Source organism: Herpetosiphonaceae bacterium (genome assembly GCA_036374795.1).
Classification (GTDB): domain Bacteria; phylum Chloroflexota; class Chloroflexia; order Chloroflexales; family Kallotenuaceae; genus LB3-1.
Genome location: DASUTC010000040.1, coordinates 1 through 20550, shown reverse-complemented (window position 1 = coordinate 20550; position 20550 = coordinate 1). Strand labels below are relative to the sequence as shown.

The 20550-nt window shown below is 63.9% G+C and carries 8 protein-coding genes; all 8 read right to left on the bottom strand.

The window, feature by feature from the left end; all coding sequences use genetic code 11:
• Nucleotides 1-1097 (bottom strand): CHAP domain-containing protein (locus tag VFZ66_02570; GenBank protein ID HEX6288041.1); only part of this gene is annotated, 1097 nt, incomplete at its 3' end.
• Nucleotides 1098-1188: 91 nt separating this feature from the next.
• A complete protein-coding gene (locus VFZ66_02565; protein ID HEX6288040.1) occupies nt 1189-3738 on the bottom strand; it encodes a hypothetical protein in 2550 nt (849 codons plus the stop codon).
• Nucleotides 3735-5372: a hypothetical protein gene (locus VFZ66_02560; GenBank protein ID HEX6288039.1), complete on the bottom strand. Its 1638-nt coding sequence runs from the start codon at nt 5370-5372 to the stop codon at nt 3735-3737. Before VFZ66_02560 ends, VFZ66_02565 begins: the two co-directional genes overlap by 4 nt.
• On the bottom strand, nt 5372-9562 hold the full coding sequence (locus VFZ66_02555) for a type IIL restriction-modification enzyme MmeI (GenBank protein ID HEX6288038.1): 4191 nt from the start codon (nt 9560-9562) through the stop codon (nt 5372-5374). Before VFZ66_02555 ends, VFZ66_02560 begins: the two co-directional genes overlap by 1 nt.
• Nucleotides 9563-9574: 12 nt before the next feature.
• A complete protein-coding gene (gene drmD, locus VFZ66_02550; protein ID HEX6288037.1) occupies nt 9575-12730 on the bottom strand; it encodes a DISARM system SNF2-like helicase DrmD in 3156 nt (1051 codons plus the stop codon).
• A 486-nt stretch (nt 12731-13216) separates the two neighbouring features.
• The gene (locus VFZ66_02545; GenBank protein HEX6288036.1) at nt 13217-13438 is read right to left on the bottom strand and encodes a hypothetical protein; all 222 of its coding nucleotides are present in this window, start codon (nt 13436-13438) and stop codon (nt 13217-13219) included.
• Nucleotides 13439-13655: 217 nt separating this feature from the next.
• A complete protein-coding gene (locus VFZ66_02540; GenBank protein ID HEX6288035.1) occupies nt 13656-14321 on the bottom strand; it encodes a helix-turn-helix transcriptional regulator in 666 nt (221 codons plus the stop codon).
• Between the two features lie 328 nt (nt 14322-14649).
• On the bottom strand, nt 14650-18453 hold the full coding sequence (locus tag VFZ66_02535; GenBank protein HEX6288034.1) for a HEAT repeat domain-containing protein: 3804 nt from the start codon (nt 18451-18453) through the stop codon (nt 14650-14652).
• Nucleotides 18454-20550: the final 2097 nt, after the last annotated feature.

Here is a 20550-nt window from a genome sequence, read left to right as displayed (position 1 = left end):
TACTCCTGGCGGAATAACTCGAAATCTTGAAGATTGATTACTCCATCACAGTTGGCATCGCCTTCTATTTTCCTTGCACATGGACCTGTTATGACCGTGAACAACCGGTTCGCTGACCATGCACTGGCACCATTAATGGGGGCCGTATCACCAGATCGCACACGCCAAACATAGGTGCCATCGCTCGGCACGGTAATCGCCCACGTTTGCTGTGGCTTCCACGCCAACACCAACAGCGGTGGCTCGGTCCCCCGCTGGACTTCAACGTAAAAATCACGATGCGCTTGCGGTCCATTGTCCGGGTCACCGGTATCTTGCCATTGGAGTGTCACTGTACGTGTATTCATGACTGCGCCATGAATGGGCGAGAGTTGCTGTGGTGTGTTCGGCGGCACATTCCCCTTGGGGGTCAACCAGCCGAGGGCTCCATTTTCTAGCGACCAATTTCGTACACGTTCTGTCCGGTAGCCTTGTGCCGATCGTGCGTCCCAGATGCTCATGTTCTGATTCAATGTGTCGATAGAACCGTTCCCATTCGCATCCACCGCTGCTGCAACGACGATAGACGTATGGGTATGGTTGGGATTGTTCGTGTATCCCCCATACGCAATCACGTCTCCTGGACGCGGTGCCTTACCGGGCGTTCCGTTGGTGATTTTTTCTAGTGCCGTCCCTGGATAATAGGCAACAACGTCTTTGCCACCCTTTGGCACGTTGTACGGAGCCTGACCAAAAGCGAGATACATGTAGCGCATGACCAGTTCAACACATTGCCACTCATATTGACTCGTTCCAGTCCCAAAGTTTACTATCGTTAATCCGCCTCGTGGCCCACATGCCTTTACGCCACGATATGACCCGCCAAGGGGATACGAGTCTTTGCCGGTCTTTTTGCGGTAGTTAATCGAATCACATTCACCGTTCCACCACGAGGGAAACAGCAAATTCCCATCGGCCAGCGCCTGGAGCGTTTTAGTTGAGGCAGCGGCGGTGATCGGTGCATGGAAGCTGCTCATGCCGCTGAGGAGGATCAAGGCAGCGGCCAACAAGGTACCCAATTGTTTGAGTGGATGGGAGGGCGAGATCACGCGTGACATGCTGAAGCCTTTCAATCAATGAATAACGCCTTCGATGATGAATGATCGTGACTGCGAAAACAGATGGCAGTTTGCCACACAGCAATATTCCTTACACTGCCTGCTCCACGGTCGGAGGCAGCAGCGCGCGCAATCCCGCGCCGTTCGCCTCCAACAGCCGCAAGCGCTCCATCGTGATCGTCTGGGTCGACTCGAAGAGGACCCCATCCAACTTTGCATACATTCGGTCGCCCAGCTCCACGCTCACACGGCCCTCCGGCAGCACGATCACCGCGCCCGTCGCTTTGCGGTAGGCCAGCGCCTTGTGGACCAGCGTCACCAGCCGGGGATCACTCAGCGGATCGGTCAGTCCGCTCACGCGCACCGTCACGCCGAACGTGTCATTGAAGCCCTCGGCGATCAGCTCGACCCTCGTCAGATTCAGCTCGCGCGCGATGGCCGGTCCCCACTGCCGATCATCCATGTAGCAGGCGGCCCAGAGCAGCCGATCGGCCACGTCCGTCGCCGCCACCCCGGTGCCCACGATCAGACTCGCCACCGCCGCAGCCGCTTCGTCGTCGCGGACCACCGCCAGCTCCAGCGCCGGAACAAGGAACGCCTGCCAGTCGAAGAGATACGCCCGCCAGTTGGCCCTGGGCCGGAGACCGACATACAGCAGTGCGGCAGCGCCGGCTCGCGCCGCGTCATCCAGGGCGGTGACCGCCGCGTCGCGCTCCTCCTCGGTCAGCGCCAGGAGGTAGCCCGGCGCGCGGGCGGTGGAGATGAAGCTCCCAAACAGCGTCGCCGTGAGCGCAAGCAGCCGCTCCTCGGACAGGTAGCGCTCCGTCCAGCACTCCAGCAGCGCCGCGAGCAGCGCGGTGTAGTTGCGCGCGGGCGTGAGCGGATCGATCCAGCGCAGGCGCGGGTCGGCCAGCGCGCGCGACCAGCGGTCGAGGACGTTGAACAGGCGTACCTGGAGCCGCCGGTCGGGCGTCCACGGCGCTCCGATCCCGACGCCGCCAGGGTCGCTCGTGCTGCCGTCCGGCTGCACCAGGCGCAGACGAACACGCGCCGGTGCCTCGTCCAGCATGCGGCGGAGGCGAGCCAGCACGTCGTCGTCATCCAGCCGCGCCTGTCCGATCCGCGCGCCGTAGGCCGCTGCGCGCGGATCGCGGCGCAGCTCCTCCTGAAGCAGCCGATCCCAGAAAGTCGGGTCGGCATCGGTGTCTTGCAGGCGCTGCACCCGCGCGGCGGCAGGCGTCTCGTCGATGTCGAAGATACAGTCGCGGTGCAGGCGCTCCAGCATCTGCCCGATCGGCGTCGCGATGTCGCGATCGTCCAGCTCGCGGGGACGCTCGATGGCGGTCTCGCGCTGCTGGAGCCAGCCGCTCAGGTGGGCCGGATCGTCGAGAGGCGCGCAGTTCGAGATCGCCTGACCATCGCCGTCGGCAAGCCACACCAGCGCCGCCTCGCCCGCGAGCGGGAACGGCGCGGTCGTCTGGTCGCCCGCCAGCGGAATCATCGCCGCGCCGTCGGTCAGCGCCAGCCCGGCATCCGGTACGCGGCCCGTCATCCGAACCGCGATCCGACCATCGGGCAGCCGCGCCGCGCTCAGGAGCTGCATCGGCCATGCCGGTGGATCGGGCGACCGCCGGAAGCGCAGGCCGGTGAGATCGTCGAGGTGCAGCGGTCGGCACGCCAGGCGGTCGGGCGTAAAGGCGGCGCGCACGGCATCCGCAGGAAGATCGAGCAGCACGCCCGCCTCGATGTTGCCGCCCTCGGCCACGGAGCGCAGCAGCGCCGCGCGCGACAGATTGGCCGACCCGCTCAGCAGGCGTCCGCGCGCGCCGGTCACGATGCCGATCAGCTTGGCGTGGACGAACTCGTTGGGCGTAAAGCCGGAGATGAGCAGCGTCGCCTGGCTGGCCTGGACCACCGCCCGCAGGCGCTCGCCGTCGACGCTCGCATCCTTCCCCAGGTAGAGGTGCAGCGCGCGCGGGCGCGTCGCCTGGATGATCTCGTCGAGGGCGGTCGCGCTCCGGTCGAAGAACGGGGCCAGGACATGCAGCTCGTCCACGGGCGGCGTGAGGCCCGCCGTCACCTGCGCCGCCAGCGGCTGATCCCAGTTCGTGACAAACGCGGACGGCCCGGCGCTGCCGCCGAGCCAGGGCGTGCGGCGCTTGAGATCGAGCCAGCGCCCCGTTACCTGGGGATCGTCGAGCCGCTGGACCAGCCGCTCGATCCAGTCCCGCCAGCCGCGCAGAGCAGCACGCCCGGCGGGATCGGCGGAGCTGAAGGTCGAGAAGACCTCGTGCCCGTCCTCCAGGCCGTGCAGCCCCAGGTTGCCGGAGCCGACGAGCAGGAGGCCCTCGTTCCCATTCGCGAACAGGTAGGTCTTGGGATGAAACGCGCCGCCGGGGACGGCCACGCCACGGATCAGGTACTGGCGGTTGGCCCGGTGCAGCCGCCAGGTCTCGTCCTCCGAGATCGCGGCCCAGGCTGCCGCCAGGCGTCGGGCATCGACCAGCAGCGTGGCGTTCAGCGGCGGCTCGCCCAGGCGCGGAAACCAGAAGCTGTCGAACATCGGCAGCTCGAAGGTGTAGGTGGTGGCCCAGAAGACGCTCCACCGGCGGTGGAAGTGCGCGGAGACCTTGATCGTCATCCGAGCACCTCGGCGACGAACTGCTGCCCCTGCGCGGTCAGGTGCCCGCTGCCATCGTTGCGCGTGAGCAGGCCCAGGTCCTCGCCGATCCAGGTCATGGCGTCACGGCGAATGTCGGTCAGGCCGAACCGCTCCGCGCTCAGATCGTAGAAGCGGAGCCGTCCCTGCTCCCAGCGGAAGCGAAACGTGCGATCGGGCAGCTTGCTGTAGGCGATCTGCTCGTGGGGCCGCAGCACGTAGCGCCGGACGAGCCAGGCGATCGTGTCGCCAAGCGTCGGATCGGCAGCGCGGTGCTCGGCGAGCTGGCGCGTGAAGCCGAGCAAGCCCGGCTGGTGTTCGGATCGCTGGCTGCCGATGTGCTGCCAGGCGCGCGGGGCGGTCGCGACATGCGGGAGCCGATCGACCAGCGCCAGAAGCAGCGCCAGGCCCGCGACGGCATGCCCCAGGGCGTTCGTGTGCCGCCGAATCTGCTCCAGCGGCACATCCGCGACCGCCCCGATCACGGCGGCGGCACACTCCGCCGTGGGCAGCGTCGGGGTGTAGCGGATGGTCGTGCCGAACAGGTCGAGCGCACTGCTCCCCACGAGGTCGGCGCGCAGCAGGTGGTCAAGCTCGTCAGGCGCAAGGCCGTCGGCAGGCTGGCGGGCCAATCCCATGTGGCAGAACGCCGTCCAGATGGTCGAGATCCCTTCCTGGAGGTATTCCTTGGCAACCAGCGCGGCCCACTGCGCCAGCGTCGTGGCATGGGCATCGCTGCGCGGGGCGGGCGTGATGAACCGCTCCCAGATCGCCGCCCGAAAGGCGTCGTCGCTGACCGCCACCAGGGGATCGTCCGCGACCAGCGACAGCAGCAGGGCGAAGCTCCGTCGGCGCTGCTCGACGCGCGCTCGGTCCTGCTGGTCAGTGGGCGCGAACAGCACCGTGTGCAGCAGCGCCCGCTCGGCGGGCGCGTCCGCGAGGCGGCACAGGCAGGCGTGCTCGGCAAGCTCGACCAGCGCGGCACGCGGGATGGGGCCGATGCCACGCATGTGCTCGCGGTAGTAGGCGGTGCCCGCCAGGGTTTCCCGAAAGGCGGCGGCGAGCGCGGCGGCATGCGGGTGCATGCCCTCGTCGGCAAGGACATCGATCGGCGTGGGCGTGTCGCCCAGCAGCGAGCCGGCAGGAACGACCAGGCCCAGGTCGATCATGGGCGTTCGGTAGTAGAGGCCGTAGCCGCCAAGAAAGCTCTCGACCGACGTGCCGCGTGGCAGGGCATCGCCGGTGCGGCGGGCGGCAGGACCGGCGACCTGCTTGCCGACGACGGCGGTCGCCAGGCTGCCGCAGCCGCGCGGGCAGAGCTGGACCGCAAGCGCGTACTCGTACTCACGCGCGCGCAGGAAGTCCGAGAGCGCGCTCTTCGACGCGGGCAGGCGCTGGGCGCGGTACTCGTCCAGCAGGAAGGCGTAGATGCTCAGGTAGCGCGCCCGGCGCGACAGCGCGAGCACGCCCGGCAGGAGCTGCGGGATGATCCGGTCGATAGTGATCGTCTGCAAGCCGATCGGGTCGCGGCCTGCGGTGACATGCAGGGAGGGCGTGATCCACTCCGGCATGCCCGTCACGGATGGTGTATCTGGTACGGCATGAATCGCTTCCATCAGAACAGCTCCCCCTGGCCCTCGGATACCTTCTTTCCCTGCTTCCCCTTGCCCTTCTTCGCGCCCTTGTCGTGCAGCCCGGCCTTGACCTCCTCGGCGTAGCGCTGGTGGTTGAGCAGCAGCAGCCGGTCCAGCACCTCGCGCCGCGCCGCCTCGGACATGGTGAAGCGCACGCCCTGCTTCGTCTCGTGGAAGCCGTGGCCCAGGTCGAGATCCGCCCAGCCGTAGGCCCCCGCGACCGCCTGATCCATCTCGAGGTGCAGGCGGCGCAGCTCGGCGATGTCCTCGGCAGACTCGGTGGGGTTGTGGAAGCGGTTGTAGGTTTTGGTCAGCCCTTCCTGGCGGCTGAGCATGATCTGGCGGCGGTGTTCGTGGTACGTTTCGCCGATGATGTCCAGCCCTACAAGGCTTGCAGGGAATGGGAAGTTCTCGAACGCATCCGTTGGGCTATAGTTTAATCTGGTTTCAAGTGTAGAACTATATTTTCTTGCCCATGCTTCATGGCATGAAGACTGAAGCAGTGCCAGGTAGCAGGGTTGATCAAATGGGAAAACTATGACGTTTTTGGAAATAACTACTCCGGTTTCTAAAAAAGAAAACGCTAAGTTCTTTGTAACGATAGCCGTCACCAATACTTTATTCATTGAAGCGATGGTTGAATAAAGTGCAGGACGTTTGTCATTATATTGCCAATAGCGATGTGGTAGAGGATTACGAAGGATATAGGTGCCATCTGATTTCTTTCGTTGGCGCTCAGGACGCACTCTTTCTTCGATAATTCTCCAACATTCAGGATAAGACTGAGCGCGTTCTATAGGCCAATCATAAAAGTTAATTATCCAGCGACTTGGGGCTTGATTATAATTTGTATTTAGATCTTCTCCATTCAGGAATGGCATCACCACCTCGCGGTAACGTGAACCTTTAGCAAGGATTTCCTGTGCTTCTGTTTCATCCAGCACAAATCCCATGCCTAAAATATCTGAACCTTTGAACGATTTATCTTCATTAGCAACCAATCGGAATGGTATACCGTTTACTCGTCCAGGTACAGTCAGGAAGGATGTAATGCCATCAACAATTTGATTATCAAGCACATACGATCCGCTCCAATCTCCTTTCCATAACCAAACATGTGCCACCTCTAAACTCGCCACTCCGGGCCACTTACGACTGGGAACCGCACGAGTGATTACAAAATTCCGCGCAGTAATTTGGTCTAGCCCAACTGCACGAGTGTCTCCTTGGGCAATTGTATTAGTTGCGATGAGGCCCACGTGTCCGCCAGCTTTGACGAGGTTGTGTCCACGCAAGAAGAAAAAGGTACATAGGTCAGCTAGCCCACGCTTCCCACTTCCCACATACTCCACCAAGTAATCTCGGTAAGGCGTACCGAGTGAACCAGTTATCATTGATCCACCCTGGAACGGCGGATTGCCCACGATCGCTGCAAAGCCGGGCGTACACGGCTCCGGCGCGGACTCCTGCAACCCTGCCAGCAGCGGCTCGCGCAGTGCGGCGAACGGCTCAAGCACGCCCTGGGTATTCGGCGCGTCGGCGTGGCCCTCGACAAACACCTCAGGAAATTCCAGCGGCCAGTGGAACGGGCGGTGCTGGCCCAGGAGATTGTCGGCCTCGCGGCGGAGGTCGGCGAGCGCCTCCTGGCCGGGCTGCGCGCCCTGCGCGGTGAATCGTCCCTCACGGTGCTGGCGGAAGCTGTCGGCGGCCAGCGAGAAGCGGTGCAGGACGTCGGCCCGCACATCATCGCGCACCTTCTCCGAGGCCAGCGTGCTTGAGACCAGCAGATCCGCGCCCAGCCGCACCAGGCTCATGGCCTCCTCGGCCTCATGCAGCAGCCGCGCCTTGCGCTCGGCGTCGCGCACATCGCGCACGGTCGTCGCGGCGATCCGGCGGCGCAGGTGCAGCGCCGTGTCGAGCGCCTCCTCAAGCTGCCGCGTGAACCACGAGCGCTGCACCGGCTGCCCGCGCGTCAGCGACCACATCGTGAGCTGGTCGAGATCCACGCCCAAGAGCGAGTCGCCGCAGCGCAGCGCGTGGTCGAGAAAGGTGAAGGGCCGATCCTTCTGGAGCGTCACCAGCCACAGGCTGAGCTTCGCCATCTCCACCGCCAGCGGATTCTTGTCCACGCCGTAGAGACAGCGGTCGGCCACGATCCGCCGGGCAATCGCCAGGCGCTCCTCGGCGTCGCGCGGCAGCGGCTGCTCATCACTCGCGCCCGTCGAGAGCGCGCCCTCCGGCGTGATCACCACCCGGCCCGGACTGGCCGCCTCGATCGTCTCCCACGCCTCGACCAGCCGCTCCGAGAGGTAGCGGCACGCCTGTACCAGAAACGCGCCCGATCCCATCGCCATATCGCAGACCGTGAGCCGCAGGATCTCGGCGGCGGAGCGCAAGCGCCACTGCTCCTGGGGCAGCCCCTCGGCGGGGCCGACATACACCAGCGGATCGAGCGTATGCTGCACGATCGGCTCGGTCAGCGAGCGCGGCGTGTAGTGCGTGCCGCTCGTGCGCCGGTCGGTGCCTGCCGTCACGTACACGCTGCCCTGGGCGATCACCACCGGATAGCCGAAGCTGTCAAGCCGCAGCAGCCCGCCGAAGGGCCGCACCCGCTCGACGAGCGCCGGGTCGTTGTCGCAGGCGATCAGCAGCTTGTTTATGTCAATCAAAAGATCGGGCTTCAGGGCGGTGGCAAGCGCCTTCGGGGAGCGGCCCGTCTGCTCCTGGAGGAACGCGACCAGTGCGGCCTCGCCGTTGGCGGCCAGCGCCTCAAGCGCTGCCAGCGGCACCTCCGGCTCGCGATCCTTCGATCCCTGGACGCCCAGCACCGGCTCCCTGGCGCGCACGGCGGTATGATCGAGCAGGCCCTCGTAGACGTGTCCGATCTGCTCGATGTCGAGCGCGCGGAACGAGAGCCGGCGCGGCTCGGCGCCGCCGCCCGGCACCTTGACCTGGAGGATCTGCAAGGCTTCGAGCAGATGCAGCACCGTGCGGTTATCGATCGGCACCGGCTGCGCGATGTCCGTCCGCCACGACGTGCCGACGGCGCGGCCTTCGAGGAACGGGAAGCGATCGGGATCGAAGAGCTGCCCGCCGTAGGCCGGCAGCCGCAGCGCCTCGTGCTGCACGCCGCCGTAGACCACGCGGAAGATTGCCAGCAGCCGGCTCCAGGCATCGTGCCGCCGCTCCAGCACCTCCTCGCCGTGCTGGTCGGCCACCGCCCGCAGCTGCGCGCGGAGTGTCGAGACGGCGTAGTGCTGATCGTAGAGCGCATCGCCCAGCCGCAGCAGGCCGCGCTCCTCGGCGGAGAAGAGAAAGACCAGCCGCATCATCACCGTCAGCGCCGCCTCGTAGAGCTGCCGCTCGTCGATGCCCGCCAGCAGCGCCCGGTTGCGATCCTTGTCGATCCGATCCAGCGATTGCACCAGCACCTCGACCGCCGCGCGCACCTGGTAGCCCAGCTGATCGGTCACGTCCTGCTGGTTCGCCGCGCTCTCGGCGATCAGCGCCTCGATCATGCCCTTTTCATCCACCCCAAAGAAGCGGCTGGCGTGCAGCAGCGAGCGGAACGATTGCAGCGTGATGCGCTCCTCGATCCACAGGTTAGCGTACCACGTCGCAAAGCCGGTGGTCTCGCCGCGCGGCGCATGCACCAGCATCCACTGCTCGCCGTCGGTCACGAGGCCGAGCCGCACGCCGGCCGCGTGGAGCAGCTCCATCATGCGCGTCGCGGGCGACGCCTTCCAGTGCCTGCCGGCCAGCGGCCGGTTGAGATCCTGGCCCGCCGGGACGATCTGGATCAGCATGCGGCTCGGCTCGGCGCGGCCCACGCGCTGCACGATCAGATCGGGACGCAGCACCTCACCGTGCTCGAGCAGCGTGGCCTTGATCATTTCTGGGATCGCCGGTCCTTCGAGCAGCGTCTGCTCGTCAAGCTCCAAGACCTCGCGCAGCACGAAGCGAATCCAGGCGGTGTGGATCGCCGGATCGGGCCGCAGACTGCCCACCGTGTCGGCCCACTCCTCGTAGGCCAGCCGCACGTTGCGGGCCAGCTCAGGATCGATCGCGTCGAGGCCCTGCGGAAACGCGCGCAGCAGCACCGGCAGGCTGAGGAACGGGCCAGAGGATTCGAGCAGTGAGAGCCATTCGGCGTGGTGACGAGCAATCGACATCGGATTCGCTTTCTAACGTAGCTCCCGCGCCAGGCGCTCCGGCACGAGATAGGTCACGGCGACGGGGAAGACGCGGGCGTGCGGCGCGGCGTAGCGGCGGCGAATCGCGGCGGTCTCCTCGGCGATCTCCTGCGGAATCCGCTCGACGCGCGCCTGCAAGCTGGCCTTGTTGATCGCGAACTGCTCGCGCTCCGGGTCGCTGAAGAGCGGAAGCTGCTGCACATCCGGCTCGCGCAGCTCGGCCAGGATCGTGGTCCGCAGCTCGGTCAGTACCGTCGTGAGATCGGCGATCTCCTTGTCGGCGCGGTCAGCGAGCAGCTTCTGAAGGCTTGCGCTTCGCTCGCGCGTGCGCGCATCGAGCGCGTCGAGCAGCGGATCACGATGCTTCGGCCACAGCTCTGCCAGCCGCCGCTGCATGCCGTCGGCGACGGGAGCATTGGTCTGCGCGTCGAGCGCGCGTCGCAGTTCGCTCTGGCTCAGGCGGGCAAAGCGGCCCTCGCGGAGCGCGCCGCCCGCCGCGATCACCTCCTCGTGCAGCCGCTGCTGGTCGGCACCCAGCACCACCAGGCGGGCATGGGCGATCACCGCCGGCGTGTCCAGCGCCGCGTTGGGCACGACGCGCGCCGTGACGCGGTGGAGCCGCCGCTGATTGGTCGGCGACCAGACCTCGGCGCGCAGCAGGCGCTGCGCCATCTGCACCAGCCGATGATTGAGATGCGCCAGCACCACGTCGTCGCGGCCCTCGGCCACCGTGTGGTCGAAGGTGATCGGCCGCACCGCGCCGGTATGCGGGTGGCGCAGGCCAGCGGCGGCACTGGCCCAGCTTCCGCTCAGCGCGGGCAGATGGAAGACGGGACTCCCATCCGGCAGTGTGGCGCGGCGCAGCGGCGGCTGTCCCGCCAGCTCAAGCGCCATGCTGACCACGGCCGCGACCTGCTCCGGCGCAACGTGGAGGTCGCGGCGGCTCTCCTGCAGCTGCTCGTGCAAGTGCGCGATCTGCTCCCGCAGCTTGCGCTCGAACTTGAGCATGCGCTGCACCGGCGCGGCGTCGCGCTCGGCGATCGCCGTGTCCAGCCGTCGCCGTCGGCCTAGCATCGCCTCCTCGACCTGCTCGGCGATCACCGGACCGACCTTGCCCAGATCTTCGCGAATCGCGTCGACCTTGAGCGCCGCGCGCAGCAGGAACTCCAGATCCGCCGCCAGGTCGCCGGGCGCGTGGGTGTCCAGCACCGGGCGCTGCTGCCAGCCCTGGCTCACGAAGTGGTGGATGTCCACGGCGGTCGCGCGCTGCCCATGCCGGTCGATGCGCCCGTTGCGCTGCTCCAGCCGATTGGGATTCCAGGGGATCTCGCAGTGAATGAGCTGCGAGCAGTGGTTTTGCAGGTCGATGCCCTCCGAGGCGGCGTCGGTCGCGAGCAAGATGCGCACGGCGGACACGTCGGGCGCGGCCTGGAAGGCGGCCTTGATCCGCTCGCGCTCCTCGCTGCTCACGCCGCCGTGCAGGATCAGTAGCCGCTCGTGGTCGCCCAATCCGGCGGCGGTCAGCAGCGTCTGCAGCCAGCGCTGCGTATCGCGATACTCGGTGAAGATGATCACCCGCTCATCGCTCCACTGGCCGCCGGGCTTCACCCGCGCGTGCAGCCAGTCGAGCAGCGCCGCCAGCTTGCTGTCGGGGTGTCCCCGCGCCACCTCGGCCCACTGCCGCATCTCGTCCAGCAGCGCCCGCTCCTCGCCGGTCGGCGGGCGAAACAGCCGCGTGGCCGACTCCAGCGCATCCGCGCTCGCCGTGTCCGCCGCCGCATCGTCGTCGAACGCCTCCTCGACCTGCGCGATCTGCTGGCGCAGAATCCCCAGGGCGGGCCGCGCCTGCGGCTTCGTCCGGCGGCGTGCGGTCTCCAGCGACTGAACATGCTGGGCCAGGGTGCGAGCGAAGGCTTCCGGCGACGAGAAGAGCCGCTTCTTGAGCAGCTTCAGCACAAACTCGGTCGCCACCTGCTCGGTCTGATCGGCGGCGCGCGTCTGGCGCAGCGCGCTGTAGCGCTGGAGCGCGCGGTGGATCGCGTGCTCGGCCTCGGTGTAGGCCACCTCGATCGTATGCAGGCGGCGTTCGGGAAAGCGCGGCGTGCCGTCCCAGCGCGGCGGCAGCTCAGACTTGAGGCGGCGCACCATCACCGCCTGGAGCTGCGCGCGATCCGGCGCAACGCCCCGGGCGAAGCGCTGATTATCCAGCAGCTCGAGCAGCGCGGTAAAGCTTTCAGGATAGCCGTTGTGCGGCGTGGCTGAGAGGAAGAGCCGGTGCTCGAAGTGCGGCGCGAGGCGGCGAATCGCCAGCGTCCGCAGCGAGTCGGTAGCGTATTTGCCGCGACCGGAGGGCGCAACGTTATGCGCCTCATCCACGATCAGCACGTCGAAGCGGCGCGGGTAGGCCGGCGCGTCGGCGGTGGGCAGCACCTCGCGGAAGAGGCGCATCGGGCGCTCGCGCTTGAGAAAATCGATCGAGGTAATCAGGCGCGGAAAGTGGGTCCAGGGATTGACGTGCAGGCCGCGCTGGCGGCGCAGGTCGCGCATCAGCGCCGTGTCGACGATCCGAAACTCCAGGCCGAACTTATCGCGCAGCTGGTCGCGCCACTGGAGCTGGAGCGCCGCCGGGCAGACGATCAGCACGCTGCGGGCGCGATGGCGCAGCAGCAGCTCCTGAACGGCCAGCCCGGCCTCGATGGTCTTGCCGAGGCCGACATCGTCGGCAATCAGCAGGTTGGCGCGGGGCATCTGGATCGCCCGCGCGACGGGATCGAGCTGGTAGTCTTCGATAGCGATGCCACTGCGAAACGGTGCCTGGAGCGCGCGCACGTCGGCGCTGGCGGCGGCACCCCAGCGCACAGCGTTGAGAAAGGCGTCGAAGCGCGCTGGCGGATCGCAGCCGGATGGCGTCGGCAGCGCGGTCTGCTCGACGACCTGCGCGCCCGGCTCGACCTCCCAGATCACCTGCAGCTCCTCGCCCAGGGCGTCATCCTCGACCGAGGCGAGCGTGACGAGGTGCTGCGGCACGGGATCGGCGAGCGACAGAGGATCGGGCGGCAGCGTGCTCTGGCGCACATCGGCGACGACGTAGCGGCGCTGGCGGACCTCGACGAGCTGGCCGTGCTCAGGAATGGCAATCGTGGACATGGTTGATCTTTCTGCCGGACGCCGTGGGGCGTCGTGGAGCGTCACATCAATCGGGCTACGTCCGGTTGGGGGGCGCGCCGACGGATCGCGGGTCGGAAACGGATGGCGCGACGGAGCAATCATACCGACCGTGTGCCATTTGCGCAAGGGGGCGGGCGGGTGGTTCGCCGCTGGCGATCCCCGAATGGTCCGCCTTGGAGTCGGGTGCTTAGTGCGCAAAACTGGCAGATAAGACGCGGTTGGAGGGACGTTCGTTGGGGTACGCTGGTGGAGCGGGGCTCGGCACCGGCGCAGCGCAGCAGGTGCACGAGTGGCTGTGGGATGAGCCCAAATGATACCGATAATCTATCATATTGTTCACCCACCCAGATCCCATCCCCGTTTTCCTGCGTTCCCCACCCTGCCATGCCTGGCGTTGCATCGCCTAGCCATGCTATACACTGCACATCCATGGCATTGCAGGGCCATCCAATCGCCCAGCAGCGGTCAGCCAGGACCGCTGCTGCCGCCGCGCTGCGCCCATCCCGGCCGCGCTGTCAGGAGCACGCTGGCGGGATAGTGCCGATCGTCGTTGCATGTGAACACCACGCCGAGGTGCTCGACATGCGCGCTGGCGACATCACCCCGGCGCTTGCGCGTGGAACCACCACCCCAGAGCCCAGCCATCGTCGACGAGCGGGCAGGAGCCATCGTGGTCCATATGCCCATGGCAGGCTCACACACCAGGGTGAACCAGGATCTGGGGGAGACAGCGGGATGATCAGCGCAGGGACAGAAGCCGACGGGATGAACCAGGTCGTTCAGACCGATGAAACACGTTCAATAAACTTGAAATCGAGAGATAACGAAGCGGGTCGGTCAAATGTAACTTTGGTCGCTGTGCACCCGACCTCCTCGTAAAGGGAGGAGGTCGGGTGCAGGTCCTTCATGGCTTCATCCTTAAATAGGTTTTGAGATCAGCAATAACCGCGCGCATAGCTGCACCAGCAAAGCGATCGTCCATCCTGCGTTGATCAGCGGTGATTCCGACGACGATGTACCCCGGCATCAGTCGGTAGAAAAGCACAGCACCCTTTTCAAGATCGAAGACCACACGAGTCAAATTGCCCTGATCAAGGTACATGAACTTATCGTCCAACTGACTAATCATCGGAGCCATCTGCAAGGAAATTTCCTGGTAGTCATGAAGTTGCGTTGCCGCAAAGCCATGAGCAATGCCTTCCATCCGTTGGGGAAAATCATCGGGGCAGACATAGGTCAATTGGCCTTTGTGAACGAATGCAATAAAATCGAGCGCACCATTCTTATGTCCGGCCAGAATGCGCTGGACGCCCTCCAACTGGATGGGTGTTTTATCATCTTTTAGGGTGAGGAGTTGCAGTCGTTCTCTATCGGAGAGATTCATAACCTCGCAGATTCGAATCATCTGATCGATAGGTATGGAGCGATCCGGCTTAAGCCAATGAGCCACGGCATACCGAGAAACGTGCAGAGCTTCAGCGAGTTTGCCGTCCGTCCAGCCGTGCTTCTTCATGAGGGACTTCAAAATCTGCGCAATCTGCTCATTCCGAAGTTTATTGTTCGAATCCATAACGTTCCTCCAGGGCTAAGAGTCTACTAATGGTGTGCAGAATTCAGAGGGACACGTACCACAGTTTCCGCAACAAATCAGCAAGGACTCGGAACATATGGGGTATGAGGTGAACACAATCAAAGGCAATAAGGAGGTCAACCACTCACACCCCACCAACCGTATACGTAGCAGGAGCGGTTGGATCACGAGCAATGAAGAAGAGAAAAAGGGCGAATCCCATGGTACGTACCAATCCTTGATATACCATCCGTGCATTTGAGCTTGCTCATAGCGAATGCTCCATAACAATACTTAGATACAGATCATGATGCTGGTAGACCGATCGTCATGCTTCTGGCACATCGCCGGTGACCAACATCCAGAGCGATTCAAAGGCGTAGTCATGCCCGCTACGACCATCAAGGTCATCGGACGTGTCGAATGTTGGATCTGAGATAGCACGCTCCAACCTTGTTGCGATCTCCTGGAATGCCTGTGGAAACCGCCGCCCCAATTTCGCAAGTGAGCGCCCACATGCAGTACGTACATCATTATCTGAGTCGAGTAGACCCGCATACAGAGCATTGATGATCGCATCAGTAGGATACTGGCTCTCACCTAACACGTCAGCGAAAGCACGTCGTATTTCCCAGCACTCATCGTACTCAGCCTTTTGAAATCCCTCAAGGATCATGGAGTCTAACTCAGGTATTGGTAGCCTCAAATCAATGAGGGTATAGACAGCTTGACCATGCACCAGAGGATCAGCATGCGAGAGGGCTGCGTGCAGGACGGGGATTACCTCATCAGGCACCTGTGATCCTAACTCACTCAAAGCGTAGATCGCTTGGCGACGCACCAGAGGATCAGCATGCGAGAGGGCTGCGTGCAGGACGGGGATTACCTCACCAAGCACCTGTGATCCTAACTCACTCAAAGCGTAGATCGCTTGCCAACGCACACTCGGATCCGCATCGGTGAGGGCCGCTTGCAGCATTGGGATCACCTCATTGGGTGCCTCCGCTCCCAACTGGCTCAACGTTCGGGCCGCGACTGTCTGGATATAGCGATCGGCATGCGAGAGGACCGCTTGCAGGACGGGGATTACCTCATCAGGCACCTGTGATCCCAACTCGCTCAAAGCGTGGATGGCCTGGCGACGCACATCCGACTCAGCATGCGAGAGGGCTGCGTGCAGCACCACGGGGATCACTTCACCCAGTACCTGTGATCTCAACTCACTCAAAGCGTAAATCGCTTGGCGACGCACCAGAGGATCCGCATCGGTGAGGGCCGCTTGCAGCATTGGGATCACCTCATTGGGTGCTTCCGCTCCTAACGCACCCAGCGCAGCGACGGCTTGCCTCTGCACCTGTGGATCCGTATCGGTGAGGGCCGCTTGCAGCATTGGGATCACCTCATTGGGTGCCTCCGCTCCCAACTGGCTCAACGTTCGGGCCGCGACTGTCTGGATATAGCGATCGGCATGCGAGAGGACTGCTTGCAGCACCACGGGGATTACCTCATCAGGCACCTGTGATCCTAACTCACTCAAAGCGTAAATCGCTTGGCGACGCACCAATGGATCAGCATGTGAGAGGGCTGCGTGCAGGACGGGAATTACCTCACCCGGTACCTGTGATCCTAACTCACTCAAAGCGTAGATCGCTTGGCGACGCACCAGTGGATCCGCATCGGTGAGGGCTGCTTGCAGCATTGGGATCACCTCATTGGGTGCCTCCGCTCCTAACGCACCCAGCGCAGCGACGGCTTGCCTCCGCACCTGTGGATCCGTGGCGTCCACAAGCATGCTCTGAACATGAGCGATTAATAGCGGCGTAACCTTTGTATCTTTGAGAATATCAAGCCGTTCTCGTAACATATTGCGGTAGTGCGTGTACTGACCAGAGCTGCGCTGTTGCACAAGCTCGTCGACAAAGCGCTCAATAAGCGGGCCGGTCAGCCTGGGATCGACGGAAATATCATCGCCAAGGCAGCGCAGCGCAAAAAGGAAATCACGACCCAGGATGTGCTCATACGCGCTAGGCGTAAAGCCATGGTCCTTCGCATCGTCGCCCTGGGCCAGAATCGCGCTCTCGACCAACTCCGACGCATCATCAGGCGAGTCAAGGCCCACGAAGCCAAGCGCGAGCAGAATCGGCTCATCCCAGCGTGGATCGTGGAGATGCGTGCGGATCAGATGCGCCCGTGTTTTGGCGCGGGCCACCAGGTAGCGGGCAACATAGTATTCCTCAAAGGTGAGGTGCATAAAGCCGTAGCGCTTCGGCGCGCGCTCCACAAACAGACCGGTATGGACGCGCACTGCGTGCAGGAACTGATCAACCTTGCTCGTAATAGCCGAGTCCGGATCGTCGGCGTCCCAGGGAAGCCGGTTGATGCGCGCCCACTCTTCGCCGAGGACCGCCTTGACCTCGTGTTCGGTGGCTAAGCCCGTCGGCTTGTTGACATGCAGCCAGTAGGCGAGCTTGCCGAGCAAGCGCGTGAGATTGGCGTCTTCCAGTAAGGTGAGCGCCGCCTCGGACACACCCTGTGAGAGCCGCCAGTCACGCGCAAGGGTATCCGCAGCCAGCTTGTAGAGCTCGATGCGCTTTTGGGGCAGCCGCGCTCCCGTGCGGTGGATCAGCGCCAGAACCCGTAACAGGAGCGGGTTCCTTGCCATACGGCGCACGCCCACCGAGCTCTCGATCGCAGCCATAATGCCGTCGATCTCGCCCTGCGCTACCTCCGCGCGGCGCTCAGGTGAGAGGTCCGGTGTTTGGGCATCCTCCACCGCCGGGCACCAGCGCTCCAGAAAGCGCTGAATCTGTGCATCGCTCATCTCCTGCACGGTGTAATGCACAAACGGTTCGCTGAGCGGAAAGGTGCGATAGCTCGCAATACGGCTGGTGACGACAAAGCGATTGCCCGTGTCGTCGTAGCGGCGCACAAAATCCTCGATCCGGCGCACAATGTCACGCCGGGCATCGGCGCTGACGATCTCATCCAGGCCATCGAGGATGACCAGGCAGGTGCCACCCGCCAACGCCTGTTGCAGCAGATCAGCAAGACCGGCATCAGGGCATTCCAGCAGCGTGCAGTGAGCCAGCAAAAAGTCGCTGAGCGGCGTCTGCTTCCAGGTGTCGTTCTCGGCATAGTCCGCGATGCGAACCAGGATCGGGAAGCGTGCGGGACCAAGACCATCGCCCGCGTCCGCCCGACCGTTGTAAAGCGCCTGAGCGTGTTTGAGTGCAAGGTAGCGCGCCAGGGTCGTTTTCCCGCTGCCGGGATTGCCAAGTACCACCAGCCGATCATGGAGAGTGACAGCTTCGGATAGCTCCAGGGTTTCAGTTGGATCACCTGTGGAAGCGCTGATGCCACGACCCTGGAGGAGGGCTAGTAGGTGTTCACGCTGATCTTCCGCTTCCTCGGCAGGGATCGCCATGCGCGTGAGCCTGGCCTCAAGTTCGCTCAGCTCCTGCTCAAGCAGCTTGCGATCGACCGCGCCGGGTGTGTCTTCGCGTTGTGCCTGAAGGGAGATATACACCTCGCCCAGCTTGACCTGCACCTGACGTTGCGTTTGCATGGTTCCGCGTGGGTCCAGGTAGAGGTTCCGCTCGATCAACCAGTGGAAATACTGATTGCGCGTCGCCGGTGTTGCCTCCTCAGCGCCAAATCTGCGGCGGAGGGCAGCGAGATCGTCAGATAGGTGATCGAATGCGCGGCTATCGTTGAGGTCGGCAAGATCAGGCTCGGCTTTGAGCGCCTGACTAAGCAGGTCCAGAAAATGGGCTGCCTCGGGTACTCGTTCGCGAACGAGCGTGGCGCGGCGCTCACCATCACGAACCCCAAGCGAGCTGACCCACTTATCAGCTAGCGCGAAGGGATCGGGGCGACCATCACGGATCAGGAACTGCGCCAGGATCGGCACGGCTTCGCATTCCAGAAAGTTCGCGTCGAAGAGGCTATCCTCGGCTTGGGGATATTCCGCTTCAAAGGTCGTCATTGCTGCATTGAGTGCGCGGACATAGCCGCGCTTTGCGGGATCGCGACCGAGCTTGTCCCGGACCCAATCGGAGACACCACTTTGGTCAAGGATATACCCGAACATCGCTTCAACAAGTGCGCCCAGTATTGGCTCAGGAATCGGCATACGCGGCTCCCACGCATAGTGTTTAGCAACCTGAAGGGGATTTGGGGATTGTAGCAGGATATACCGACGAATACAACAATAGAACAAGACTCTCGGTTCAGTAGTGCGTCGTTCCTCAATGGGAGTAGACGTCCGTGGTACCCTGGACGAGTAGCTCGTGCGGCATGTCTGCCAAAGCTTTTGTTTGCGCGGCCAGCAGCGAGTGACCATGAGGCCAGCCAGATTCAGGGGCTGGCGCGCAGTCGCCATGCCCCGGCGGATTGGATCTTCCGCGCCCGCATCATCCTGCGCAGTTGGGCGGGTCTGCGCACCACGGCGATCGCCACGGAACTCCAGTGTCATCCCAAACCGTGCGCGAGCGCCTTGCGCGCTTCAATGCCGAAGGCCTAGAGGGCCTCGGGAATCGGCCGGGCGCTGGACGGAAACGGCGCCTGATGGAAGCCGACCGGAGCACGGTGTTGGCGCTTGTCACCCTCCCTCCGCCCGGCCGTCCCGTCCGCCAAGGCGTTGGCACGCTAGCGCCGGCGGATGATGCTGGCGCCGCCCAGTGGACCTTGGACGCGCTCACCGCCGCTGCTCAGGCGCGGGGAATCCTGATTCACCGCAGCCAGATCCGCCGGATGTTTCTGGCGGAAGGAATCCGCTGGCGGCGATCACGGATCTGGGCGATAAGTGCGGATCCCGAGGTTAGCCCAAAAGAACGGCGGTCGTCACGCGCTCCACCCAGCCCCCGACAGACGCAACGGTGAGCTGTGTGGATGAACTCGGACCGATGACGCCCGCACCTATCCACCAGCCCCCGGCTGGTCGCGTGACGGCCATCGTATCAAGGCCCGCTCGAATACAGCCGGGGTCGGGAAAACGTGTGGGTGTATGGCGGCTTGCGGGTCGCTGACGGCGTGGCACTCACGGTGAAGGCAGCATCCCGCAACACAGCGGGCTACCTGCAATGCTTGACCACGCTGGAGCAGGCGAATCCGGTGGGGAATCTCTACCTGATTGCCGACAACTTGGCGAGTCACACGAGCGCGCCGATTCGGGCGTGGCTGGAGACCCATCCGCGGGTGCAGCAGGTGTTCATTCCGACGGGTGCGTGGTGCTTGTTGAACGTCAAGTGGTATTGCCGGTGCTAATCTTTAAACTTGCCGCTTGCGTCCTCCCCTGCTCGCCACCACATTCTCCGTCGACGGAACGTCCATTGACCATCAGAATCTCGCTTTGACCAGGCTCCCTCCTTTCGCGCGGTCCCCTTATCCAGCTGCGTGCTCCACACGCACGTCCTCGTCGGTCCTGGGCGCTGGGCCACTGGTTGTGAGACTCGTCCCTGACCCGCCCAGCCTGCGCTGTCCGTGGGTGGCCTCCCGCGCCCGGTAACTCTTCACCTGCATCAAATCCAGGATCACCAAATGATGGACCACCCGATCCGCCGCCGCCATCGTCGTCATCGGGTGCTTAAAGATCCGCGTCCATTCCGAGAGGACTAGGTTGGTGACAGCAGAACGAGTCAGGTTACGCCGCGGAAATCGCCAAGCCTGGATCAAGGAACGCAGGGAAAGGTAGAGAATCGCCAGGAAAGCCACAGAAATCAGGGAAGTCGACACCTGTGGTGTGGGGAGAAGGTGGAGATTATCGGTATCCTGCCACCCTCTCCTGCACGCCCCGTCCCGCCCCACCTGCATCGACCCGGCTCGACCCGGCGCTGCCCTGCGTTCCACCGCGCACCCAGGACAACCACGCCACCGCAGCGCACGTCAGCCTCCCAACCGCTCCCCGCGGGCGTCATCTTCACGCGCGCTGCACCAGCGCTCGCAGCGCACGCCGCGTGAAACGCGGTGTCCCCGACGCCTGGAGGTATGCCTCGTTGTGGCCTCGACCACCGTACGCACCAGCTCGGCAATCGCTCCGCACGAGGTATAGAATACACGCACGCATGATGACGTCGAGCACCTAAAGCACTCCAGAACAGCATGGTGGCGTTCAGCTGATCCATGCGCAACGTGGCAGCATCCCGTACCCTGGGGAGCACGGTCTGTCCCTTGCACGCCGGGCTCCGCTGTCCGATACCGTGGACCACCCTGCTCCTGTCGCCGTCCCGCT